This is a genomic window from Apilactobacillus sp. (assembly GCF_025290035.1).
GTDB lineage: Bacteria > Bacillota > Bacilli > Lactobacillales > Lactobacillaceae > Apilactobacillus.
Genome location: NZ_JAMBKT010000003.1, coordinates 38,640 through 63,001 on the forward strand (window position 1 = coordinate 38,640; position 24,362 = coordinate 63,001).

Consider the following 24,362-nt stretch of genomic DNA (forward strand, 5'->3'; position numbering starts at 1 on the left):
ACTAATTCTAAGTAATCATTGCCGATAGTAACGCGTTCAATCCCATTCATCTTAATGTAGACATAGCCACCAAATTGCCCAGACATATCAACGACTTTTAGAATAATGCCATCATCATTTAACATAATCACTTCGCCAACATAGAAGAAATGATCATTGTAGCGACAACGAACTTCAATCAATTGGTGATGATGATATGAAGTCGCTAGAATATCAACAATGTTATTGAATGATTCCGCAGTATGAGCGATATTATTTTCGCTCACCTTATCGACGACCTTACTCATCACGCTTAGTTCGCGTCCTTGGAATTCAATAATCATGCTTTGATTAAAGCCCATGGTAGCGACTTGATTATCGATGAAGTTGAATTTATCTAAGCGATAAAAATCAAATGATTCATTATTAATCTTTTGGACGATTCCAGTGTAGAAACGACTTTCATCATTATCATGAATTAAAATAATTTCATGGTTAATGTAAGCTTGAATAATAATTTGTGGAAACAAGTTAATATCACTATCGAATTGTAAATCAGTTGGTCTTGATTCAAACAGTCCGACTTGATTGGCAATCGCCATCTTTTCTTCAATACTACTTAAATCATCACTTGATGTTTCGACGCTTTCAATCAAACTAGTTTTAATTGCGACATAGCCATCAGCTAGCCCACTTGATTCGTAGGTTGCGATTACTAATTCGTCATTATTTACTTTTTGAACATAACCTGTGTAGAAAATATCTCCTGAATTTAAGTAGATATTCACTAATTGGTTTTTATCTTGTGCTGCACTCAACTGTGCAATAACAGAGTTCATAAACATCCCTCACTCTATGATATTGCATTGCTCATAAATCTTTGTAATTCTTCTCCTGATTTATTGGCACTCAATGCAATGATTAATTTTATACGTGCCTTTTGTCCGTTCAACCCATGACAAAATGTTAATCCCATTTCTTCTAATTGAATTCCGCCACCTTCATAGGCATAAATATCTTGGGCAACCCCACTTAGACAACGGGAAACCAAAATAATCGGAATATTACGATCTACTAACCGTTGAACTGAAGCTAATGTTTCTGGTGGTAAGTTCCCAGCACCAAGTCCTTCAATAACTAAACCGTTCGTTTTATCATTGTCCAATGCATCAAATAAAGTACCGTCCATTCCAGCAAATGCTTTAATTAAGTAGACATTTTCAACGATTGAATCAATATCAACCACTTCACTTTGAATTAATTCTTGGAAGAACGTTGGTTGGTGCTTGGAAATAATTCCAATTGGACCAAATGTTGGGGTTCTAAAAGTGGCCACGTTAGTGGTGTGGGTTTTAGTAACGTATCTAGCGGTATGAATTTCATCATTCATTGCCACTAGGACCCCTTTATTAATCGCTTGTGGACTAGCAGCAGTTGCCGCTGCATTTAATAAATTATATAGTCCATCTGAACCAATTTCATTTGATGAACGCATTGCTCCAGTCACTACCACTGGAAAATCGTTGGTTAATGTTAAATCCAAGAAATAAGCTGTTTCTTCCAATGTATCAGTTCCGTGAGTAACAACGACACCATCGTATCCTTGTTCACGTGCTTTTTTAATGCGATTGGCCACTTGAAGCATTCTTTCTGGGGTCATATGAGGTGATGGTAAGTTGAAAATCTCCTCATTCACAATTTCGATACCTTGATTTAATAAATTATCTTTTTGAACAGCAATTGGATTCTGCTCATTTTGGACCACTTCGCCACTTTCGTCCTGTGACATGGAAATGGTTCCACCTGTATGAATCGCTAATATTTGTTTCAAGATAATTCCCCCTCAGTTCATAAATAGTACCTTTTATTGTACCTTATATTCAACATAGATAACAATTATATTCACGATAAGGATTGCTTTTTTTATCAAATCCGGCTAAAATTGAGTATACAAAATTTTTAAAACGTTATTGCCTATATATTTACCATAATAAGGTTGGTAAGTTTCTACCCGGAACCGTAAACTTCGGACTATAAGCAAAAAGATAATTTGTCTCTTTGCTTTTTGCATTGAGATTTTTTTATTTTTCAGGTAATAATTAGTTTAGGAGGAATTATAAATTGGATAATCACGAAAGCAGTTTAAAGCAAGTTTCTCAATTTAAAGCTGCCATTTTAGGTTTTCAACATTTATTAGCAATGTATTCTGGTGACGTTATTGTTCCGTTACTAATTGGTGCATTTCTACATTTTAACGCAGCTCAAATGACTTACTTGGTTTCTGCTGATATCTTTATGTGTGGAATCGCAACTTTATTACAATTAAAGAGGACCCCACTAACTGGGATTGGTCTTCCCGTTGTTTTAGGTTGTGCGGTACAAGTTATTACCCCACTTCAAACAATCGGTGGTACTTTGGGAGTCGCTTACATTTATGGTGCAATTATTTGTTCAGGATTATTTGTTTTCTTAATCTCTGGCCTATTTGCCAAACTACGTAAGTTCTTCCCACCCGTTGTTACTGGTTCATTAATTACCATTATTGGTTTTTCATTAGTACCAGTGGCCGTGCAAAACTTGGGTGGTGGTAACGCTACTGCTAAGAACTTTGCTGATCCAAAGGACTTAATCGTTGGTTTAATTACCATGGCAATTATTATTTTAATTAACGTTTTTGGAAAAGGTTTCTTCCGTTCAATTTCAGTACTTGTTGGTATGGTTATCGGAACTATCATTGCTTATGCAATGGGTATGATTTCATTCGCATCAGTTGCTCAAGCTAGCTGGTTCCACTTACCACAACCATTCTACTTCGGTACTCCTCACTTTAGTTGGTCAGCTATTATTACTATGATTTTAGTATCACTAACTACCATGGTGGAATCAACTGGGGTATTCTTAGCTTTAGCTGATTTAACTGGTAGAAAACTAAGCGAAAAAGACTTAGCTAAAGGTTATCGTGCTGAAGGTATTGCTGCCATGTTAGGTGGATTATTCAATACCTTCCCATACTCAACTTTTTCAGAAAATGTGGGTGTGGTTCAACTTTCAGGAATTAAAACTAAACGTCCAATTTACTACGCTGGAGTCTTCCTATTAATCTTAGGACTACTTCCTAAGGCTGGTGCAATCGCTACTGTTATTCCAAGTTCAGTTCTTGGTGGTGCCATGGTTGTGATGTTTGGTATGGTTGGAGTTCAAGGTATACGTATCTTGCAAACCGTTGACTTTAATAAAAACGCTAACTTACTAATCGTTGCTCTATCTGTTGGTACTGGTATCGGTGTTACCGTATACCCTCAAATCTTCAGATCATTACCACAAGCTGCTCAAATCATCTTAGACAACGGAATCGTTGTTGGTGGTTTCCTAGCGGTGCTACTAAGTTTCTTATTTAACTTAAGTGGTCAAATCGATTTAGACGATTAATTATGAAACTCAATAACCCTCATGTATAATATACGTGAGGGTTATTTTTTATGGAGGTCATTATGGATAACAAAGAACGTTTTTATGAACCAAAGAATTCAAAGGACGCCATGCGTTTTATTGAACGTCTATTTAATTCTTATAAAGATTCACCACTTACCCAATCTTTATTGGTTTACCACCAAAAATTAATCAATCAACTTCGTGATAATATCGAACCAGCTGCCAAAACAGAAGGAATTGAAAGCCGTGTTAAAGCAGCGCAAAATATGCAACGCATTATGAAGGACTGGGTTCAAATCAAGATGGCAGGAAAACCATACAATGGTCGCATGCACCATTTTAATTTCCAACCTGATAGTGCCCAACAAAAATTCAAACGTAACAACATTAAACTTTCGAATAATGGTGGCCATCAATCAAGTCGCCACTAAAAAAAGCCGTTTAATAACGGCTTTTTATTATGCTTGCTTTTCCTTCATGCATAGGAAGATATAACATAAGATTCCAGCAGCAATAAAGATAAATCCATTGGTAATCGCTAAGTGATCAATTCCTGAGTAAAAGGCACTGTGAACGATGGATGCAATCCAATCACTGTGCATCTTAGCTGTGATGTCACTAGCTGAGAATGGACCGGCATTTTCAAATAAATGCATTAACTTATCTGGTAGTTTGGAAACCACTAAGTGGTCATTATATGAAGATGTTAGTGCTAAACCTAGTACAACAACCCCTAAACTAGTTCCAAATTGTTTACCAACATTTAACAATCCAGATGTCATCCCGATTTCCTTTGGTTCGACAGAACTAACGGCAATGTTAGATGATAATGGATTTACAAATGCATTTGCTAATCCAAGTGTGATAAAGGTAGGAATTAAGCCAAACCAGTGGTTAGAGCTTCCTAAGAACACTGGTAAAACAAACATCCCAAGACCAGCCAAGATAAAGACCAAACTAATGATTAATCCCGGATTAATCTTAGTGGCAATCTTACCTGAAACCGGGCCTATTACTAATGAAAAGGCACTAATGAGCATTAACTGCGCCCCACTTTGTAGTGCAGAGTATCCCATGTAATTTTGCGATAAAATAATAATATAGCTAAATGCTGAATAAATAGATACTCCTAAAGTTAAATTAGAAATGGCGCTACCGACTACGTAACGATTAGTTAGTAGTTTTAAATCTAACATTGGACTTGAGAAATGATGTTCCCAAAGGACAAACACGAGGATCAATACCACTCCGATTGCTAACAATGCAAAGACATGGTAGTTGAACCATGAGTATTCATAATGAGTTTCCTTTTGAATTAAACCTAAGATAATACTGAACATAAATGCGAATGATAATACCATCCCCAAAAAGTCAATCTTACCTGAATTAAAGGTCTTGGAAGTTGGAATGTATTTACCACTCATGAATAAAGCAATCACTCCAATTGGAATATTCATTAAGAAAATTGATTCCCAACTAAAGAAACTTAGTAGGATTCCACCGAATAATGGTCCTAGTGCAGTTGATAATCCAGCGACACTTCCCCAGATACCAAGTGCTAAACCTCTTTGAGGCCCTTCAAAAATATCAGCGATAATGCTCATGGAAAGACTTAACATTCCGGCTCCACCAATACCTTGAATTCCTCTAAAAATGATTAACCAAGTAATACTTGGCGCTAAGCTACAAGCAAGTGAGAAAACAGAAAATAATACCAATGAGAGGATAAAAATTCTTTTTCTCCCTATTAAGTCCCCTAATTTAGAAATTAGGAACAATACTGCAGCAAACATTAAAGTATAAGCATTAATCACCCATTGTAATTGGCTAAAACTACTGTTAAAGCTACTTTGAATGGTTGGTAATGCGACGTTTACAACGGTTACATCTAGTAATCCCATAAAGAAACCTAGACAGACGGCAACCAATGCAAACCATTTATTACGACTTTGCATAAAAAAGTCTCCTTCGTCTAAATATTTCCTCCGTGCCTATCTAACACGAGACCCACCTGCTGACTATGCAATCAGCTTTTACCCGCCAAGGAAATAATTTTAAACACTAATTTTCAACTATACTATTTAAAAAAATAAAAGCAAGTAAAATCATTTTGCTTGAATTAGAAATCATATATTAAGTATAATTCAAATGACTAAAAGAGGTGGTATTTTTGAACTACAGTAAATACTTAGACGACTTAACATACGAAAGTCCAGATACAGTTTTAGGCAGTATTATGAGCCAAGCTGGTTTCCCCGAACTAGATGACATCAAAGATGCCTGTGACATTTTATATTTGACCGATGATCCAGATGATCATGAAATCATTAATCAACACCAACCAATGTTTTATAACGTGAAAGAACACCGTTTAGTAAACAAACAAGACATTATCGATATCATTGCACAACTAGAAAAAACAAAAAAGTGAAGTCATCTAAAATGATTTCACTTTTTTATATTTATAATTTTAATTTTTAGATAATCAGTGGTAGGCTACTACTTGTATACATTAACTAGGGAGGGTTGGCTATGAAAATATTATTAGGAGAATTAATTGGTACATATTTAATGCTATCACTAGGTTTAGTTACCAGTGTCATCATTAATTACTTCCTATTTCCCAATGGGCAAAACCGCTTTTTAACTGGGTTTTACTGGGGAATTAGTATTTTAATTCCATCCCTGCTAACTAACTTCTTTTTTGGTACTGCCGAGTATAATCCGGTTGTATCTTTGACATTGGCGATCAACCATCAAATCAATTGGCTATTAATGATTGGTGCAATCATCACCCAAATTTTAGGAGCCTGGTTAGCTTCTCTAACCGTTAAATCAGTCTGGTCGAAATGGCTAGCTAGCCTTCCATTGAATTTGAACTTCTATGCGACCGTCCCTCGTGACGTTAACAATTGGAAGCGTAACTTCACATGGGAAATTATCGGAACCTTCTTAATTATCGTTAATACTGAAATGCAAAGTAACATTCATGCCGCTTGGTGGATTAAAACGATGTTTTCATCACTATTAATGATGGTCATCATCAGCATCGTTGCTCCGATTACTGGAGCTGCATTTAACCCCACCCGCGACTTAGTCCCTCGTTTCTTCTTCTCGAGAACCTACGACAAGCGATTATCACAATGGCAATATGCGATTGTTCCTTTTTTAGGCCCAATCATCGGTGCTACTTTAGGAATTATTTTTACCCTATTATTTAATCAACTTGTTTACAAGTCATAATCGCAAATGCGTTTTCACCTGTGTGAACTGACACAATTGATGAAGTGTATTGAACTGCAACTGTAACGTTTGGGAATTCTGTTTCCAAACGTTTTTTTAGTTCATTTGGATATTCATCGCTACCGGTGTAACTAATTCCAATAAACTTGAATTGGTTACCCTTATTTTCTTCTAGGTATTGGTCAAACCATTTTGAGATAGTCTTCTTACCGCGACCTTTTAGTTGTAACTTCAAGTCATCTGGAAGCAATTTGAAAACAACGTGTAAGTTCATCATCTTAGAAATGATTCCTGTCGCCTTACTAATACGACCACCCTTCATTAAGTTTTCTAGAGTGGACACACCGATGTATAATTCTGAGTTTTGAATGTCTTTATTAATTTGGTCAATAATTTGATCACGGGTGAAATCACCTGATTGAGCCATCTTAGCTGCTTGCACAACTAAGAATCCCAAACTTTGGTCGATGTAGTGAGTATTAACTACTTTAATATCACCATCAGCGATTTCACTTGCTTGCGTTGCTGCATGCACTGTTCCGCTTAATAGGTCAGTCATGTGTAGTGATAAAACAGTGTCGCCATTTTGAGTTAATTCATTGTAAACCTCAACAAATTGGCCAATTGAAGGTTGACTCGTGGTTGGAAAATCACCTTTTGGATTGTCCTTAATGTATCGGATTAATTTATTACCGTCCATATCAATGCCATCTTTGTAGGCATCGGTACCAATATTGACGTTTAATGGAATTACCTTGATATCAAATTCTTTTAATACAGCATCAGTTAATAATGCAGTTGAATCTGTCACAATTTTGATCATGTTATATCTCCTCAAATGGTATTTTCTATCTCAATAATAACGGTATTTATCTTATTTTTCACTAATTATTTATAATAAATTATAATTATTCGAAGAAAATAAAAAAACAGCCATCTAAATGACTGTTTTATCAACTATTATGCGTCTTGGTTAGTTTGAAATTTCATCAACAAAAAGCGACAAATTGGACCAACTATCACTAATTGAAGTGGTAGTGCTACAATCAGATTCATCAACCATGCGTGTCCATATAGCCCAAATGACAGGTTATTAAAACCAAAAGTTACGATAATCCCAAAAACTGACATTAAAGTTACCATTCCTAACACCATCATAGTAGAAATACTTAGCGCAATTTTGATTGGTGTTTGTTTCCATTCCGGCTTAAATATATAATTAAAAAAGATAAACTTAACGAGTGGTCCAACTAGGGCCAAATCTAAAATCGCAGCAACCATTAACGCAAGTGGATATCCCTTTAGGATTTCCATTACTAATCCAACTTTGATTCCGCTTGCTAATACGATATTATAAGTTTCCATTACGATCACCATTAAACCAGCCATCATTGCTGTAAATAGTAATTCTTCTTTTAAATTTCTAGGCATATTAATTCTCCATTTCTTTAATCTACATATTTTAGCCTAGCATATTCAAAATTTTTTCATAAGTTACAATTTGATTACAAATTCAATCACATCAGGAGGTGATCATATCAATCATATCGGCATTCGTGACTTAGTCGAATTCACCCTAAGAAGTGGTGATTTAAACGCTAAGTTAAACAGTAATAATACCGCGAAACAAGGTGCTAAAATTCATCGCAAGTTACAAAACAGTAAGTATAAGGCTTTTGAAAACGAATATTATCTGGACAACACTTTAAAAATTAATGATATTGATTTTAAAATCGAAGGACGTGCTGATGGTGTCTTAGTGCAAGGTAAGGATGCTGAAATCATCGAAATTAAGACCTCTGACGTTCAATACGATCAACTTTCCGAAAGCATGACGACGCTTTATTGGGCACAAGCAAAGGTCTATGCCCACTTCTTGATGTTAAAAGAAACTAATTTAAAGAGCGTTAAATTAACCTTGTGCTACGTTCAAACCCCCGATCAAAATATTACGACTGAATCGATTACGATTAGTAAAAAAGAAGCACAAACCTTTTTCAATGAGTTAATTAGTGAATACGAAGAATGGCTGAAGTTAAGAACCGACATTATCAAGCAACGTAATCAAACTGCGAACCAAATGCCATTTCCGTTTGAACAATTTAGAGATGGCCAACGTCAATTTAGCGCGGTCGTGTACAAAACGATTGTTAACCATAAGCACTTATTTGCTCAAGCTCCTACTGGAACCGGAAAAACGATTTCGACTCTCTTTCCAGCAATTAAATCAATGGGAGAAAATATTGCTAACCGCATCTTTTACTTAACCGCCAAGCAAAGCACTCGTGTGGTCGCTAGTGAAGCGGTTGATTTGATGATGGCTAAGGGATTATTCATTAAAACGATTACCTTAACCGCAAAAGATGCCATCACATTTGATGCTGAAAGAAACTTAAAACCAGAAGATAATCCGTATATGATTGGCTATTACGATCGACTCAAACCAGCCATCAAGGATATCTTAACCAATCACAATCAAATTACTCGTGCGGTTATTGAAGAATACGCTGAAAAATATCAAATTGATCCATTTGAATTTTCATTAGACGTTAGTCAATTCTGCGATATTATCATCTGTGATTATAATTATCTCTTCGACCCCCAAGTCCATCTACAACGTTTCTTTACCGCCGAAGATTCAGATAATATTTTCTTGATTGATGAAGCTCACAACTTGGTTAGTCGCTCTCGCGATATGTATTCGGCCGCAGTTTCAAATGAAAAGTTAGATGAGTTAATTGAGGAAACTGATGATAATGAAGACATTGAACGCTTGCATAAGGCCTTTAAAAACTTTAAAAAATCATTTACCATTAACGCCAAAATTCTCACTGAAAGTGACGAAGAATACGTCCATTTAGATAATCCGTTAAGTGCTTTTGGAAAACAGGTTAATAAACTGTGTGACGTCATCAACGACTGGTTAGGTCGTAATGACCGTGACGAAGACCTAAGTGATTTAGTCGTCGATTTTTACTTCTCGTTATTAAGTTATCAACGCATCGCTGAACTGTACGATGATACATTTAAGACCAGATTATTTTATGACCGTAATCACAATGTCATTATCAAATTATTTTGTATGGATCCAAGTCCATTTATTGGTGAGTCACTACAATTAGGTGGGAGTGCAATATTGTTTTCAGCCACGCTATCACCAATGGATTATTACCAACGCGTCTTAGGTGATGAAGAAGACAGTATCACCTATGAAATTCCATCGCCTTTTAATCCATCTAACCAACAAGTGATTGTGACCAATTATATTGAAACGACTTATGCCAAACGCCCTGCTAGCATTCAACCAATCATTAATACGATTGATGCAATGATTGAAAGTAAACCCGGTCATTATTTAATCTTCTTGCCTTCTAATCGTTATCTATCAGACGTAGTCGAGGAATTCCAAAAGCAACGTCCTTTAGTAGAAACTGCGATTCAAACTGCTGATATGACCCCTGAGGAGCGCCAAGATTATATTGAGAAGTTCAAAGATAATCCGGATAAGACCTTAGTTGGTTTTGCACTCCTCGGTGGTATTTTCTGTGAAGGAATCGATTTGAAATACGATCAATTAATCGGTGTCGGCATCGTTTCAGTCGGCCTTCCTGGTTTAAATCCAGAAAACGATTTAATTCGTTACTTTTTTGATGCAGAAAACGGCCATGGCTTTGATTTTGCATATCAATTACCTGGTCTAAACAACGTCTTTCAAGCTGCCGGGAGATTAATCCGCACCAATCATGATAGCGGAAACGTCATCTTAATGGATCAACGTTTTAGCCAAAATAGATATCAAAAATTGTTCCCTGCTAATTGGCATGCGGGCAATCTAATTAAATCATTTAACCAAAGCCAAACTAAACACGCATTAGCTAATTTCTGGAAAATGCACAAATAAAAAAGAGCCGAACGGCTCTTTTTTTATTTAATCTGCATCCCTTTTTTCATCTTATCGATAATTTCGTCAATTTCTTCATCGCTCAAAGGTTCTTCTTTTTTGCGACTAAAAAATGCTTTAATGCAGCTTTTTAAATTCTTTGGTGATTGAGATGTATTAAAATGAACATTCCCTTTACGGTTTTCCTTTTTAATATACCCCCTCAATCCTTCTGCAATGTTGTCTAATTTATCTTGAACATGATCTGTTACTTCATCTTGAATTTTTTCACTAAAGATTTTTCCCATGTCTTTACCGATTTTGTTTTCTGACATATATACCACTCCTCTTTAATTGAATGTATCAAAATTAATAACTTGGTTATAACGTTTCAAATCTTGGTCTGTATAATGATGAATAATTTCGATTAATGTTAGTTTTGATTCCAATAAGTAATCATGCACTTTTTGGGCGGTCGCCTTATCTAAGGAAGCCGTAATTTCATCTAACACTAAGATTGGTCTGCTTGAAAGAATCGTTCGGGCTAAGTTAATTCGTTCCAATTGGCCTCCGGATAAATTACCGTTATCATCGGATAACACATAATCTAATCCTTTTTCATCAACCACATCGTCAATTCCTAAGACTGTCGCAACCTCGTTAATTTGTTCATCTGTAATTTCTGTATTACCAAGGGTTAAATTAAAACGAATCGAGTCATTGAAAATGATGGGTTTTTGGTTGGCGTAACCATACAGATTTTTGACATCTTGATTACTTTCATCTTTCCCGTTAATCAGAATCTTTTGTGAACTACCGTTTAACTTATAGATTAGGTATTCAATCAAGGTAGACTTACCACTTCCAGATTGACCAATCATTGCAATTTTATTGCCGATATTAATATCAACGTCTAATTTATCTACCAAAGTCTTTTGATCACGCACTAATTGAATTCCTTGATATTTGACTTCATTAAAGTCTTTAACATCATCATTGATCGCTTGTTGTGCTTCAGTAATATATTCTTTTGTTTTCTGCATGATATTTTTAGTAGTTGATAAATTACTACGTTGTTGCAACATATTAATTATCGGATTGATAAATGAATTTGCTAATTGCACAATCGCAATCAGGGTTCCCACCGTGGTTTGACCAATAGAAATTAAATAAGTTCCTAATACTAATGGGAAAATTAAAGTGAAAGTATCAGCAATCATGTTAACGAAAGTATTTACATTTGCTGTAAATAAATTCATTTTGAATAGACTTTGTTCTAGCTTATTAACAAATGACAAATTACTTTGCGTTGCTTCTTCCTGACGGTTATACAAGAAGACATCCTTTTTCCCATTTAAAATACTCTTAGTGTGGTTCAAATATTGATCATTTTTAGTTGACCAATCTTTTGATGCTTCTTGAATTGGCTTTTGCACCATTCCAGAAAGAACCATTGGAAACGCACTTCCCAATAGGAAGATGATGGTTAATAACCAGTTCAGATATAGCGCATAGGATAACGCAAACACAAAAGTGTAAGCTGATGAGATAATTGTGATTTGGGCTTTAAAGCGGTTGGTTTCCAACAATTTGACATCATTAACCAAGAAACCTAACTCAGTGCTATCATCGTCACGCTTATTTAGCATCCCTTGTAGAACTTTTGACCTAACTTGCGTATTAATACTTCTAACTACGTCTGTTTTGAAGTAGTTAAAAATATATTGAGAACCAAAAGTTACTAATAATAGCACAATCCCGAATAATAAGAATTGCACCATGTGGCTTAATGACTTACTAACCGCCATATTAATTAAATTTGATAACACATATGCTGCTACCAAATCACTTAAACTAGCTAATATCGCGAATACGTTTAACAAGAATAATTTAACTTTCGAATAATATTTTAATAGCATATTATCCCCCCTATATGTACTTGAATTGAACCTTATGTATAATCGATTCTAATTGAATTATAACCTATTCTTAATGTTATTAAAAGAAATAAAAAAGCCGTTACTAAAATAGTAACGGCTTAATAGTTAAATTATTTTTCTAAAGTAACGCAAACCCCTTCTGGAACAAAGAAATCTTTTTGGACAACTGATAACTTGCCAGTCTTAACATCTCTTTCATATAAGGTGGCATCATTTGTATTTTGGTTAACCACAACGACAAAAGTTTCGTCTTCGTTGAAGTTAAAGTCACGTGGGAAGTCTCCTTCAGTACTAATCAATTGGATTAATTCGACTGAACCATCATCGGCAACTTCAAATGCTGCGATTGAGTTGTTACCACGGTTAGATACATATACAAACTTGCCATCATTAGATAAACGAATTGCGGCAGCTCCGTTATGGGCTTCCCAATCATGTGGAATAGTATCAACGATGTGTTTTACATCCATGTGAGCAGTCTTTTCATCATAATTTAGAACAGCTAATTTACTGCTTAATTCACCAACAACAAAAGCAACGTGTTTTTGAGCATCAAAGACGATATGACGAGGTCCAAATCCAGCTTCCATTTTAATAGTAGAAGCTTGAGTTAAACTACCATCATCTGCAATATCATAAATGTATACACGATCTTGACCTAAATCAACAACCGCTAGACGACCATCTGGAGTTAAATCAGCATAATGAGGGTGGGCACCGTTTTCTTGTTCTGGTCTAGGACCAACGTCTCCGGAGTGCACCACTTTATTTTGGTAAGCTAGCGAACCATCAGATTCAATCTTGTAAACCATCACTTCACCAGTGTGATAGTTAGCAGTGTAAACAAATTGTCTGCCTTCATCAACTGTAATGTATGCTGGGTTAGTATCTTCATTCAAGCATAGGTTAATTTCAGTTGCTGGACGAGAACTATTATCCAGTGCCATTGCGCCACCTTTACCGTCTGCACCCTTGTCGACAGCATATAAGCGATTAGCTTTTGAAACAGCAACATAAGTTGGGTTGCCTGCTTTAGCAACTAATTGTAAATTTTGTAATTGTTTTTGGTCTTTATCCAATTCGATTTCATAAATTCCTTCACTTGCATCTCTGGTATAAGTACCAACTAAGAATTTTTCAGTCATCATTAAATCTCACTTTCGTTTAAAATTTAATATTTCCCTTCTATTATTACACACTTTACCATCAATACTAAATAATTAATTTGTCTTTTTTACGGGTTGCAAAAAATAATTATATCGATATAATTAAGACAGCATGATAATAATTAAGTTTTGATGAGAAAAGTACATGATGGAGATTGCAAAGAGAGCTCATGATTGGTGAAAATGAGTGAATTAAAGTCATCGAAAATGGTCTCTGAACTTTCCAAAGTGATTTAATTTAGCCTTGGACGTTAGTGTACGTTACAACACGAAGGAATCAACAGGTTCCGGATAAGATAGTTGATGATGAAGTATCATCTTACTATGAACTAAGGTGGTACAGCGAAGCATTCGCCCTTTTTGCAGGGGGTGGATGCTTTTTTTATTTACATAAAAGGAGGATTTATCTTATGAGCAAGCACCATTTTTCCAAAAATTTAAAAACCAGTAATTTAATTACCATGTCACTTGGGGGTGTCATTGGTACTGGTATCTTTATGAGTACCGGTTATTCAATTCAAACCGCCGGACCAATTGGTACCGTCTTAGCATACGTAATTGGATCGATTTTAGTCTGTATGGTCATGGCCTGTTTAGGCGAATTATCAGTGCATGACCCTAATACCGGAGCATTTCATACATACGCTAGCAAATACATTAACTCCGGTGTCGGTTTTGTTACCGCCTGGATGTATTGGTTAACCTGGACAATTGCGCTGGGTTCTGAATTCATTGCCTTAGCAACGATTGGTCAACAATATTTCCCGTCTATTCCAGTTTGGGGATTCAGCTTAATTTTCACTGTTGTCATCTTATTATTAAACATTATTAACATGCAGTTATTCTCATCTAGTGAGTTCTGGATGTCATTAATCAAAGTATTGGCATTAGCAGTCTTCTTGGTGATTGGAATCTTTATCATCTTTAAAATCATCCCTATCCACCATACTCATTTCACACCATATTTTGGTCAATTAACTAAAAACGGGATTTTTCCCAACGGATTATTACCTGTGATTTCAATTGTTTTATCCGCCAACTTTGCCTTCTCTGGAACTGAAATGATCGCGGTCGGTGCTGGTGAAAGTCAAAATCCAGAAAAAACGGTTCCCCAATCAATCAAACATACTTTAATTATCTTAGTAATCTTATTCATCGGAACTATCATTGCATTAGGTTCAATCTTGCCACAAAGTGATTCATCACTAGCGCAAAGTCCATTTGTTACCATCTTACAAAATATCAACGTTCCTTACGCTGCTGACATCATGAACTTAATCTTATTCATCACCATTTTCTCTGGTGCTAACTCTGGGGTATATGCAGCTTCAAGAATGCTTTGGTCGCTAGCTGATAAGAAGACCTTGCCACAAGGATTGGCTAAATTATCTAAAAACGGAATCCCCGTTTACGGACTAATTTTGACCATCGCTGGTGGATTATTATCACTATTTTCCAGCATCTATGCTCCTAACACCGTTTATCTGGCATTAACTGCCATTTCAGCATTTGCGGTGGTATTTGTTTGGCTCGTGATTGGTTGGGCGCAATTAAACTTCCGCCGCCAATATTTACGTGCTGGTCATCAATTAAGCGATTTAAAATACAAGACACCACTATACCCACTCTTACCAATCTTGGTAATCATAATTTGTATCTTGTCACTATTCGGAATCGCGTTTGATCCAAACCAACGCATCGCGATTATCATCGGAATTCCATTTGCCATTATTTGCTATATTTGGCACGAATTAATTTACAGAAAGAAGGATTAATATGACTGAATTAAAAAATTGGCTAAACAATCAACAACACATTTTAATCGATAGTTCGATGTCAACCGGACTAGAAGAACGCGGATTAAATTTAAATTCTAAACTATGGACAGCAGCTGTAATTGAAAGTCACCCTGACTTAATTGTGGATGTGCACAAAAAATATTTTGATGCTGGATCTAGCATTACCACTACCAACACTTATCAAGCTAGCGTAGCTGGTTTAACTAGTAATGGATACAGTCATGATGAAGCAATTACGTTAATTCAAAAAGCGGTCCAACTAGCTGACGATGGTCGTAAACAATCCAGTAACTCTAATCCCAAATGGATTGCTGCTGGAATTGGCCCTTACGGCGCCTTTTTAGCCAATGGTGCTGAATATACTGGCGATTATGATTTATCTGAAGAAGAATACATCGACTTTCACCGCGAACGCATTGAAGCAGTAATTGACGCCGGTGCTGACATTTTATTATTAGAAACGCTACCTAATTTAAATGAATTAAAGGCACTACTTAATTTTGTTAAACCACTATCAATTCCGGTAATTGTTGCTTTATCGCTAAAAGATGAACACCATTTAGCTGATGGATCAGATTTAGCATCTGCAACCCAATTACTGGAAGCTAGCGATAACGTGATTGCATATGGTTTAAACTGTACTCACCCTAATCTGGTTACGCCAGCTTTAAAATATTTAATTCAAAACCATCCCAACCATAAGCCATTTATCGCATTCCCTAATTCTGGTGCATCATATAATCCAGAGATTAAAGAATGGAATCACGATGACTTATCTTTTGAAGAATTCGATGCGTTGATTCAAGAGTGGTTCGATTTAGATTTGAAGTATGTTGGTGGTTGTTGCTGTATGACTGAAGCGCAAGAAGAACACATCCATCAACATTTCTTCTCCCAAGTTTAAGTCAATTTCTTTCATCTTATTCTGATTTTCTCTATAATAGAGGAATTAAGTGTTAAAGGAGAGTAGTTATGCATAGTTTTGAAGGATTACGTCCAATTATCACTAATCATTTCTACTTTGATTGGTTAACCAAGTTCCCAGTCAAAGATGTGATTGCATTCCAACAACGACAAGATCGAGATGCTGATCTTGATAACACTAGTCAATTTATCAATGCGACGATGAATGATGTTATGAGTCAAAAAGGCCTTTTATGGGGAATCAGTAACAAGAATGATAACCAATTCATTGGAGTCGCTGGGATTGCTAACCTAAATGATGAGACTGTCACAATCTATGTCAACGTCAAGGAATTGGATGATAACGAAGAACTAGAAATCATTAAACGCATGGTGCAAATGAAGGAAAATTACTTTGCTGACAAGCCTCATAGTTTTATGATTAAACCACTTTCTGATAGTTTAGATAAGCAAATTAATAATCTTAAGGCATAATTTATTTGCTTTATTCGATTTTTAACCTTATTATTAGGATAGAATAATTATAAACTAGGGCGAGGAGGAACTTAATTGTCTGAACAAATGTATGAAAAAGCATTATCTACCTTACGAGAAAATAATATTAGAATTACTCCACAAAGACAAATTATCCTGAAGTATCTAATTAACCATGATAATCACCCTTCTGTCGAAACAATTTACGAGGCGTTAAAAAAAGAATTCTCAAACTTAAGTATTGCTACTATCTATAACAGCTTACAGTTGTTTGAAAAGTTAGATATTATCATCGCATTGCCGGCAGAAGATGGCGGAATTAGATATGACTTTTTCGGTTCACCCCATTTCCATGCGATTTGCGAAAATTGCGGTGAAATTGAAGACATTGAGTTTCCTAACTACAAAAAATTAGAAAAGCAATTAGCCAAAGCAGCAATGCAACAAGCTGGCTTTCAAACTAGTAAAACCCATATCGAAGTTTTTGGGTTATGCAAAGACTGTATTGAAAAAAGAAAAAACGAAGACAAATAAAAAAAGAGAGCAAGAGCTCTCTTTTTTTATTTGCGTAAATATTGTTCATACATGTAGTTATTTTTACTTAAAAAGTTAATTTCCATAATGTTATTAATTCGCATCGTTTTATTCGGATTTTGTTCTTCGTTTAAACCAGACAAATATTCTGAATCATTTAATGTCATCACATGCTCGGTTAATAAGACAATCTTGCCATGTTCAATATAATCATCATCAATTGGCCCGACGCTAATTACTTTTTCTTTTTGAAAGCATTTTAATAAAATCTGGCTCATGCTGTCGGCGTCCAAAGCTTTCCATTGGATTAACAAGTCATACGGATCATATAAGTGATTCAGCTTATTTTGTTCGATATAGTAATCTAACATTTGCGTATATTCGGTTTCAAAACGGACTTCTAAAATATCAGCTTTCAAAAAAGCACTAACCGTATCTAATGAACCATTTAAATCAATCGTTAACACTTCAACAAAGTCGCCAATATCACGCAGAAAATACCCTAGCGAAAAACTATCTAAGTCGTATCCATCCCGGGTTTTAGAATACCATTCACCTAAACGTTGATCTCCAATATATTGGTCGTTAGTTACTATATCCATATTGGCACCTTCTTTATCGTCATTCTTTTTTGCTAACTATACTCCATAATTTGGCATTTGTAATTCATCTGATACAATTAAATATGATAAATAATATAGGGAGTGCTTAAATGAACCGCAAACAATTTTTCATCGTCATGTCAATCGCGTTAGTATCCTTTTTGGCTACCGTTGATATGAGTATCGTGAATACCGCTTTACCGCAAATCTCAAACGACTTACATATTCCAATGAACCAAGCCGAATGGATTTCATCAGCATACTTAATTTTAATTTGTATGTCATTAATCTTATTTGGTAAATTGGGAGATCAAGTTAGCAAATCACGTATTTTCCAACTAGGAACACTTTTATTCACAGTTAGTTCCCTAGTTTGTGGATTATCACAAAATCTGGTCGTACTATTAATCGCCAGATGTTTTCAAGGATTAGGGGCTTCTATGACAATGGCTACTAATCTTGGAATTATTACTGAAACGGTCCCATTTTCACTTCGTGGCCGCGCTTTAGGAATTAATACCACTATTGGACAAGTCGGCTATATCGCAGGACCTGCGATGGCTGGAATCATTTTATCTTTTGCTAATTGGAACTGGATTTTTCTATTCAATGTTCCAATCGGAATCTTCGCCTACTTCTTTGGTGAATTCGTCTATGATAAGACTAAAATCAAGCCTGAAAAAATTTATATCGATTGGCCTGGTTTTAGTTCATTAGCAGTTTTAATCGGCTTGTTCTTCATCGGTATTTTCATGGGGCAAGAAACTGGTTTTAACAATCCGTTAGTAATCGGCTGCTTTATCTTAAGTGCCATCTTATTAATTCTTTTCATTTACATCGAACAACATGTTGAAGAACCAATCTTAGCGTTGAGCTTATTTAGAAACATTGGTTTCACCATTAGTATTATTGCTTTGATGTTAATGTACATCATTATTTACTTTAATAATGTACTCCTACCATTTTATATCCAAGATACGCTCAAATTTAGCCCGTCTCACACTGGTTTATTAATGAGTGTTCTTCCGGTAGTCAATGTCTTTACCGCTTATATAGGTGGGGTTTTATGTGATAAATACGGTGCTGTCTTTATGTCAATTCGTGCTTCCATTATTTTCGTGATTGCTGAATTAATTTTCGCGCTAATGCAACCAAATCACACCTTGATGTTAATGCTATTAGGATTCGTAGTTTTCTCCACCGCGAATGGTTTGTTCCAAAACAACCCAATGGTGATGGAAAACGCCAGCAAGGATCAACAAGGAATTGCCGGTTCAATTTTAGCATTAAGTAGAAACGTCGGATTTACCTTAGGATTATCAATTTCGACTTCAATTTTATACACAGCCATGAGTGTAAAAAATGGGCATAAAATTACCACATACCCTACCGGAAACGACCAACTATTCGTTTTCGGAATGCACTTCACTTACATGATTGCTGCTGTCATCATGGTGGGGGTTACCATCATGTTATTGTGGTTACAGCGTAATAAAAAACAAGCATAGAAAAAAGCTAGTGATTTAAAATCACTAGCTTTTTTATTAACCTAAGAAATGTCTTAGTTTACCCATTTTTTCGATTAGAATCATACGAACTTCAGTATCATCAATACGAACTAAGTCGTTTGCTAATTTAGCATGTTCTTTTTCGTCTTCGTTAGTAGGGCCTGCTTGAATGTCAAAAGCACTTTCAATTGCTTCAACATCTTCTTGGACACCCCTCCAGGCTGGATTCTTTTCAATTAATGATTCAATCGCATCATGGCTGTAGTACTTCAAGACATGTGCGAAATCGTGTTTCATATTTGGATAGTATTGTTTTAATGCTCTGATTTCATCATCAGTTAATTCCTTCAAGACACGACCAGTTCCTAATACTTCAGGTGGGACCCCAACTGAATATAGTGACCCAGTAAATGTAATCGCACGTGGCATCTTGTAGCCATCAACATCACGTGAGTATCCAATGATACCAACGTGTTGATGTCTATCACGACGTTTAGGGAATGAATCAAAGACTGATTGTAAGTCATTTATTAGTGGATCTAGAGTTTCATGATATTGTTTAGCAGCTTTATCAGCGATTGATAATAATGTTTCTTGGTCATCATCGTTAATAATCTTGAATGCGTTGCGTTGTAAACCATCGCGTAACTTAGCAACTGCTGGTTTAACCACTGTTTCTAAATCAAAATCATATCTGAATGCTGATTGAATTGTCGCAGTCTTTAATCCTGGGAATTCTTCTAGGTAACGGTCAACCATTTCAGGTGATAGTCCCCCTCTAAAGATAGCACTACCAGTCCCGGCGATTGGATAAATATCGATACCACTTTCGTGTTCGAATTCACCTAACTTAGTTAGCGCTAACTTGTTCCCAATAATACTGTTCAAGAATCCGTTAGATAAAGCAGAATCGGAACCGGCTAAGAAAACACGTAAGTATTTTATGTCTTCACCGAATTCTTCTTTATAAAGTTCAACGTATTTAGCTAAAATCTTTGGTGCATTATATTGAGCTTCAAAACTTTCGAATAATGGAATCATTCTTAAACGGTCGTTGTTCGCATGACCATTTTCAAATTCCTTTGATTTAAAGTGAGCTAAACTAGAGAACTTTTCTTCCATGTTAACTAATTGTTCAGCGGTTCTAGCCATTGGTAGAATTGCTTCAAACAATGGACGGTCTTTAAATCCTAAGTCTTGCGCAAAATCCTCTGCTAATAAGATGGTCGTCATCGCTTGCATTAAACTATAACCAGTTTCTTCCCAAATATTAGGTAAACGGAAAGTTAGGAACTTATCGTTACCTAGTGGGTGCTTGCTGAAGTAATCGTAATGTTCAGAATATAGTCGATCAATTACAGAAGCATCAGCGTGTTTTCCTTCCCAATCCCACATGTATTCATCAGCATCTAGTTGGGAGTAGTTTTGATATGCTTCATTAATTTCGTTGAATGCAGACACAAACTTATCATTGTCACCCTTAAAGAAAGGCACGTTCGCGTTATCTGGATGTTGTGTCCCCATGATGTTCGGTATTCTTCTGTCCATAATAATTACCTCGCTATTTCAAAAATTTTTCAATTCGTTTTAGTGCTTCTTCAATTACTTCTTTAGAAGATGCGTATGAAAGACGGATGTAGCCTTCCCCACCAGGGCCAAACGCATTTCCTGGAATTACACCAACTTTAGCTTCGTATGCTAAATCTAAAGCAAACTTTTCGTCATCCAAACCATATTCAGCAGGGATTTTAGCAAACATGTAAAATGCCCCTTTGGGTTCTGGCATGCTGAAACCAAGTTTAGTAAGACCATCGCGTAAAATATCTCGTCTTTCTTGGTAAATCTTAGCCATTTCGACTGGATCGTTTTCACCATTTTTAAGTGCTTCTGCCGCAGCTACTTGTGCTGAATTAGTTACTGATGTAACTACAAAGGCATGCACCATTCCGATTTTTTTAATAATTTCTTGTGGACCACAGATGTATCCAACACGGTAACCGGTCATCGCATGCGATTTTGATAATCCACTGATATAAATTGTTTGTTCAGGAAGCATGCTAGCAATTGAGTGATGTTCAACACCGTAAGTTAAATCACTGTATATTTCATCTGATAAAACATACATTGGGTGTTCTTTGATAATCGCTGCTAACTTGCTTAAGTCATCTTTTGAGTATTCTACTCCAGTTGGATTACTTGGGTAGTTCAATAAAATTGCCTTTACTGATTCGCCATGTTCATCTAAGACAGCTTGTAGTTTTTCAGGTTGTAAAACAAAACCATCATCTGAAGTATCTACTTTAATTACTTCTCCACCTAAAATGCTAATAATTGGGAAGTATAGAGCAAATGTTGGGGTTGGGACAATTACTTTGTCGCCCTTATTTAAGATAGAAGCAAATGTTGAATATAGTGCTTCAGTAGCTCCAACAGTCACAATTACCTCACTATCAGCATCATATTTTAAATCGTACTTATTGGCTAGATGATTTACAATAGCATCTCGTAATTCCTTCTTACCAGTTTGATCCGCATAATGAGAATCATTATTTAAGATACTATCGACACTCGCTTGTTTTACGTGTTCAGGTGTATCTAAATCTGGTTCACCAATTGTTAATTTAATTAAGCCATCAACACTAGAAATCTTCTTATCAAAGCCTCTAATTCCTGATGGTGCTAGTACGTTTAGTTGCTGGTTATGCAGTCCAGCAAGGGATGAAGATAAGTTGGGCATTGTGTTTCCTCCTAAATATGCAAAATTGGACCTATCGAAAATAAATTCAATAGGTCCAATTGTCAAAGTGCATCATATTGATAATTATCATAATATAAAAGCGCTAGAATTACAACGTCTTTTTAATGTTTCTCTAATTAAAATCAAATTTTACGGGGTTAAAATTTAAGCGAAGATATGCTTATTTCATCTATCAATTAAATGATTTTTTCGCGGTTTTAAATTCGACTTTACAAGTTTATTTTTATGGATTATACTAATTCTTAATTAATAATCATTATAAAGTAAGGAAGTGTTCAATCTTGAGAAAACAAAGTTTAGCACAAAAAATCAATATCATTAGAGCTGGTGTTATGGGTTCTAACGACGGAATTTTATCTGTGGCCGGAATCGTTATTGGGGTGGCTGGAGCCACCAGTAATACTTTCGCTATTTTCATTTCCGGGATTGCGGGGATGATTGCTGGAACGGTTTCAATGGCAATGGGTGAATATGTTTCAGTTAATACTGAAAGTGATTCCCAAAAGAAATCCGTCGAACGTCAAGAGTATCTGTTGACTCATAATTACAACCAAGAATTTGCCTTAGTCCAACAAAAATACATTGATAGTGGGATTTCTTCAGAACTAGCCCATCAAGCAACCGCCGAAATGATGAATAAAGATGCTTTAGTGACCACAGTGCGTGAAAAGTACGGCTTTAACGTTAACCAATTCACTAGTCCATATGCGGCAGCGATTGCTTCCATGCTCTCATTTCCGACTGGTTCAGTCTTACCCTTAGTGGCAATTACACTATTTCCATCCCGCATCAAAGTAATCGCTACCTTCGTCGCCGTTATTATTGCCCTATCCATCACTGGATATGCAGCAGCGGCGTTAAGTAATGCTAACAAGCCCAAATCAACCATTAGAAATATTGCATCTGGTGTGATTACGATGATTGTTACTTATTTAATTGGACTATTAGTCGGTAGTTTAGCCTAGGAGGAATTATAATGAAGAAAACCAAACAAAAACCTACCATGGACGAAAAACTAAACACACTAAGAGCCGGTGTCTTAGGTTCTAACGACGGGATCTTAACCGTCGTAGGGGTGCTATTTTCCGTTGCGGTAGCAACACCAAATATCTTTACCATTTTCATCGCTGGTTTATCAGACTTATTAGCTTGTGCCTTTTCAATGGCTTCTGGTGAATATGCATCGGTTAGTTCCCAACGGGATGCCGAAAGTGCTTCCGTCGAAAAAGAACGTCAACTTTTAAAAACTAACTTTGCAGGTGAAAAACAAGCTGTCATCGATTTTTATATGCAACGTGGTATCACTGAAAACACTGCGATTCAAATTGCTGATGAATTAATGGCTAAAAAGCCACTTGAAACCTTAGTTAACATTAAATATAACATGGAATTAGGTCGCTACATGAACCCTTGGTCAGCCGCCTTTTCATCCCTCTTCTCCGCCGCGTTAGGAGGACTCTTCCCATTATTGGCAATGAGTTTAACGAGTGGTGTTTATAGATGGCCTGCCACAATCTTAGCGGTAATTGTTTCTGTTGGATTGACTGGTTTTTTGAGTGCTAAATTGGGTGATGGGAAAGTTAAAACCGCGATTATCAGAAATATTATCATCGGAATATTAACCATGATCATTCACTACATGACCGGAGAAATTATGAATCAATTCTAAAAAAGAGACTACTAAGTAGTCTCTTTTATTTTAAGTAACCTTTGGCTACTTCCTTATATAAATTAATAAATTGATAATATGATTTTAAATCAATATTTTCATCTGACCGGTGTGCAGTATCATTTCCCGGCCCTAAGATAAAGACATTCAAACCTGGTTTTTCAGCTTGGTATTGTGAGGCATCGGTACCCATCGATAACACCCCGGTCTCCAATTGCGTACCTAATTGATCTATCGAAGCTGTTTGAATAACATCTACTACTTCAGTATCTAATGGACTGGATACCGGGTTACCACTAAAGTTCACTTCTAGTGATAATTGATAGTTACCATCTTGGTTAAACTTAGCGATAAGCGCATTTAAATCATCAATGATTTGTTGATTAGGTAATTGTGGAATCGTTCTAACCATCACTTGTTCAAACGCAAAATCAGGAATCGAATTAACCTGCTT

24 protein-coding genes, 1 riboswitch and 1 other annotated feature are annotated in these 24,362 nt (G+C 35.9%); of the genes, 12 read left to right on the forward strand and 12 right to left on the reverse strand.

What is annotated here, in order from left to right; genetic code table 11:
* Positions 1-818, reverse strand: an 818-nt coding sequence (locus tag M3005_RS02120; protein WP_293793273.1) for a hypothetical protein, incomplete at its 3' end; no start/stop codon positions are given.
* A gap of 14 nt (positions 819-832) precedes the next feature.
* The gene (locus M3005_RS02125) at positions 833-1,813 is read right to left on the reverse strand and encodes an asparaginase (protein ID WP_293793318.1); all 981 of its coding nucleotides are present in this window, start codon (positions 1,811-1,813) and stop codon (positions 833-835) included.
* A gap of 120 nt (positions 1,814-1,933) precedes the next feature.
* Positions 1,934-2,033, forward strand: a riboswitch (purine riboswitch).
* Between the two features lie 67 nt (positions 2,034-2,100).
* Between M3005_RS02125 and M3005_RS02130 the strand changes: the two genes are divergently transcribed.
* Both M3005_RS02130 and M3005_RS02135 read left to right on the forward strand, forming a co-directional pair.
* Complete coding sequence (locus M3005_RS02130) at positions 2,101-3,408, forward strand: nucleobase:cation symporter-2 family protein (RefSeq protein ID WP_293793274.1); 1,308 nt, start codon at positions 2,101-2,103, stop codon at positions 3,406-3,408.
* Between the two features lie 62 nt (positions 3,409-3,470).
* Positions 3,471-3,842, forward strand: coding sequence for a hypothetical protein (locus M3005_RS02135; RefSeq protein WP_293793275.1), 372 nt, complete (start codon positions 3,471-3,473; stop codon positions 3,840-3,842).
* Between the two features lie 27 nt (positions 3,843-3,869).
* On the opposite strand, the gene M3005_RS02140 is transcribed toward M3005_RS02135, so the two are convergent.
* Positions 3,870-5,366 carry an MFS transporter gene (locus M3005_RS02140; RefSeq protein ID WP_293793276.1) on the reverse strand — a complete coding sequence of 499 codons (1,497 nt, stop codon included), beginning with the start codon at positions 5,364-5,366 and terminating at the stop codon, positions 3,870-3,872.
* A 215-nt stretch (positions 5,367-5,581) separates the two neighbouring features.
* Between M3005_RS02140 and M3005_RS02145 the strand changes: the two genes are divergently transcribed.
* Complete coding sequence (locus M3005_RS02145; RefSeq protein ID WP_293793277.1) at positions 5,582-5,842, forward strand: hypothetical protein; 261 nt, start codon at positions 5,582-5,584, stop codon at positions 5,840-5,842.
* Positions 5,843-5,943: 101 nt separating this feature from the next.
* Entirely contained in the window at positions 5,944-6,654 is a 711-nt protein-coding gene (locus tag M3005_RS02150; protein ID WP_293793279.1) for an MIP/aquaporin family protein, read from the forward strand.
* Here M3005_RS02150 and M3005_RS02155 read toward each other — a convergent pair.
* Complete coding sequence (locus M3005_RS02155; RefSeq protein WP_293793281.1) at positions 6,629-7,477, reverse strand: DegV family protein; 849 nt, start codon at positions 7,475-7,477, stop codon at positions 6,629-6,631. The two genes, M3005_RS02150 and M3005_RS02155, sit on opposite strands and share 26 nt — an antisense overlap.
* A gap of 137 nt (positions 7,478-7,614) precedes the next feature.
* Positions 7,615-8,085: a DUF2798 domain-containing protein gene (locus tag M3005_RS02160; RefSeq protein ID WP_293793282.1), complete on the reverse strand. Its 471-nt coding sequence runs from the start codon at positions 8,083-8,085 to the stop codon at positions 7,615-7,617.
* Between the two features lie 70 nt (positions 8,086-8,155).
* On the opposite strand from M3005_RS02160, the gene M3005_RS02165 reads away from it, so the two are divergent.
* On the forward strand, positions 8,156-10,555 hold the full coding sequence (locus M3005_RS02165; protein ID WP_293793283.1) for an ATP-dependent DNA helicase: 2,400 nt from the start codon (positions 8,156-8,158) through the stop codon (positions 10,553-10,555).
* A 23-nt stretch (positions 10,556-10,578) separates the two neighbouring features.
* Here M3005_RS02165 and M3005_RS02170 read toward each other — a convergent pair whose 3' ends face one another.
* The 3 genes from M3005_RS02170 to M3005_RS02180 all read right to left on the reverse strand — a co-directional run bounded on the left by M3005_RS02170 (position 10,579) and on the right by M3005_RS02180 (position 13,619).
* Positions 10,579-10,869 (reverse strand): hypothetical protein, encoded by a 291-nt coding sequence (locus M3005_RS02170; RefSeq protein ID WP_293793284.1) that lies wholly within the window; start codon positions 10,867-10,869, stop codon positions 10,579-10,581.
* A 15-nt stretch (positions 10,870-10,884) separates the two neighbouring features.
* On the reverse strand, positions 10,885-12,453 hold the full coding sequence (locus M3005_RS02175; RefSeq protein WP_293793286.1) for an ATP-binding cassette domain-containing protein: 1,569 nt from the start codon (positions 12,451-12,453) through the stop codon (positions 10,885-10,887).
* 131 nt (positions 12,454-12,584) lie between these two features.
* Positions 12,585-13,619 (reverse strand): lactonase family protein, encoded by a 1,035-nt coding sequence (locus tag M3005_RS02180; protein ID WP_293793319.1) that lies wholly within the window; start codon positions 13,617-13,619, stop codon positions 12,585-12,587.
* Between the two features lie 141 nt (positions 13,620-13,760).
* Positions 13,761-14,002, forward strand: a binding site (T-box leader).
* A gap of 48 nt (positions 14,003-14,050) precedes the next feature.
* Here M3005_RS02180 and M3005_RS02185 point away from each other — a divergent pair.
* From M3005_RS02185 to M3005_RS02200, 4 genes are all read left to right on the forward strand, one after another.
* Positions 14,051-15,415, forward strand: coding sequence for an amino acid permease (locus tag M3005_RS02185; RefSeq protein WP_293793288.1), 1,365 nt, complete (start codon positions 14,051-14,053; stop codon positions 15,413-15,415).
* 1 nt (position 15,416) lies between these two features.
* Positions 15,417-16,343, forward strand: coding sequence for a homocysteine S-methyltransferase (gene mmuM / locus M3005_RS02190; protein ID WP_293793289.1), 927 nt, complete (start codon positions 15,417-15,419; stop codon positions 16,341-16,343).
* A gap of 68 nt (positions 16,344-16,411) precedes the next feature.
* Entirely contained in the window at positions 16,412-16,837 is a 426-nt protein-coding gene (locus M3005_RS02195; protein ID WP_293793290.1) for a hypothetical protein, read from the forward strand.
* 75 nt (positions 16,838-16,912) lie between these two features.
* On the forward strand, positions 16,913-17,371 hold the full coding sequence (locus tag M3005_RS02200; protein WP_237756936.1) for a Fur family transcriptional regulator: 459 nt from the start codon (positions 16,913-16,915) through the stop codon (positions 17,369-17,371).
* 26 nt (positions 17,372-17,397) lie between these two features.
* Here M3005_RS02200 and M3005_RS02205 read toward each other — a convergent pair whose 3' ends face one another.
* Positions 17,398-17,973, reverse strand: coding sequence for a hypothetical protein (locus M3005_RS02205; RefSeq protein WP_053950414.1), 576 nt, complete (start codon positions 17,971-17,973; stop codon positions 17,398-17,400).
* A 110-nt stretch (positions 17,974-18,083) separates the two neighbouring features.
* On the opposite strand from M3005_RS02205, the gene M3005_RS02210 reads away from it, so the two are divergent.
* Positions 18,084-19,481, forward strand: coding sequence for an MFS transporter (locus M3005_RS02210; protein WP_293793294.1), 1,398 nt, complete (start codon positions 18,084-18,086; stop codon positions 19,479-19,481).
* 36 nt (positions 19,482-19,517) lie between these two features.
* Here M3005_RS02210 and ppcA read toward each other — a convergent pair whose 3' ends face one another.
* Both ppcA and M3005_RS02220 read right to left on the reverse strand, forming a co-directional pair.
* Positions 19,518-21,029, reverse strand: coding sequence for a phosphoenolpyruvate carboxylase (gene ppcA, locus M3005_RS02215; RefSeq protein WP_053950416.1), 1,512 nt, complete (start codon positions 21,027-21,029; stop codon positions 19,518-19,520).
* Between the two features lie 13 nt (positions 21,030-21,042).
* Positions 21,043-22,218 (reverse strand): aminotransferase class I/II-fold pyridoxal phosphate-dependent enzyme, encoded by a 1,176-nt coding sequence (locus tag M3005_RS02220; RefSeq protein WP_293793295.1) that lies wholly within the window; start codon positions 22,216-22,218, stop codon positions 21,043-21,045.
* A gap of 299 nt (positions 22,219-22,517) precedes the next feature.
* Between M3005_RS02220 and M3005_RS02225 the strand changes: the two genes are divergently transcribed.
* Positions 22,518-23,204: a VIT1/CCC1 transporter family protein gene (locus M3005_RS02225; RefSeq protein WP_293793320.1), complete on the forward strand. Its 687-nt coding sequence runs from the start codon at positions 22,518-22,520 to the stop codon at positions 23,202-23,204.
* Positions 23,205-23,215: 11 nt separating this feature from the next.
* Positions 23,216-23,908, forward strand: a complete 693-nt coding sequence (locus tag M3005_RS02230) for a VIT1/CCC1 transporter family protein (RefSeq protein ID WP_293793297.1) — start codon at positions 23,216-23,218, stop codon at positions 23,906-23,908.
* A 25-nt stretch (positions 23,909-23,933) separates the two neighbouring features.
* On the opposite strand, the gene M3005_RS02235 is transcribed toward M3005_RS02230, so the two are convergent.
* A partial coding sequence (locus M3005_RS02235) for a M20/M25/M40 family metallo-hydrolase (protein ID WP_293793299.1) occupies positions 23,934-24,362 on the reverse strand: 429 nt, incomplete at its 5' end.

Coding starts and splice junctions, on each gene's coding strand:
- M3005_RS02150 (WP_293793279.1), top strand. CDS start 5,944: ATGAAAATATTATTAGGAGAATTAATTGGTACATATTTAATGCTATCA.
- M3005_RS02205 (WP_053950414.1), bottom strand. CDS start 17,973: ATGGATATAGTAACTAACGACCAATATATTGGAGATCAACGTTTAGGT.
- mmuM (WP_293793289.1), top strand. CDS start 15,417: ATGACTGAATTAAAAAATTGGCTAAACAATCAACAACACATTTTAATC.
- ppcA (WP_053950416.1), bottom strand. CDS start 21,029: ATGGACAGAAGAATACCGAACATCATGGGGACACAACATCCAGATAAC.
- M3005_RS02170 (WP_293793284.1), bottom strand. CDS start 10,869: ATGTCAGAAAACAAAATCGGTAAAGACATGGGAAAAATCTTTAGTGAA.
- M3005_RS02140 (WP_293793276.1), bottom strand. CDS start 5,366: ATGCAAAGTCGTAATAAATGGTTTGCATTGGTTGCCGTCTGTCTAGGT.
- M3005_RS02195 (WP_293793290.1), top strand. CDS start 16,412: ATGCATAGTTTTGAAGGATTACGTCCAATTATCACTAATCATTTCTAC.
- M3005_RS02220 (WP_293793295.1), bottom strand. CDS start 22,218: ATGCCCAACTTATCTTCATCCCTTGCTGGACTGCATAACCAGCAACTA.
- M3005_RS02160 (WP_293793282.1), bottom strand. CDS start 8,085: ATGCCTAGAAATTTAAAAGAAGAATTACTATTTACAGCAATGATGGCT.
- M3005_RS02155 (WP_293793281.1), bottom strand. CDS start 7,477: ATGATCAAAATTGTGACAGATTCAACTGCATTATTAACTGATGCTGTA.
- M3005_RS02185 (WP_293793288.1), top strand. CDS start 14,051: ATGAGCAAGCACCATTTTTCCAAAAATTTAAAAACCAGTAATTTAATT.
- M3005_RS02210 (WP_293793294.1), top strand. CDS start 18,084: ATGAACCGCAAACAATTTTTCATCGTCATGTCAATCGCGTTAGTATCC.
- M3005_RS02180 (WP_293793319.1), bottom strand. CDS start 13,619: ATGACTGAAAAATTCTTAGTTGGTACTTATACCAGAGATGCAAGTGAA.
- M3005_RS02175 (WP_293793286.1), bottom strand. CDS start 12,453: ATGCTATTAAAATATTATTCGAAAGTTAAATTATTCTTGTTAAACGTA.
- M3005_RS02135 (WP_293793275.1), top strand. CDS start 3,471: ATGGATAACAAAGAACGTTTTTATGAACCAAAGAATTCAAAGGACGCC.
- M3005_RS02230 (WP_293793297.1), top strand. CDS start 23,216: ATGAAGAAAACCAAACAAAAACCTACCATGGACGAAAAACTAAACACA.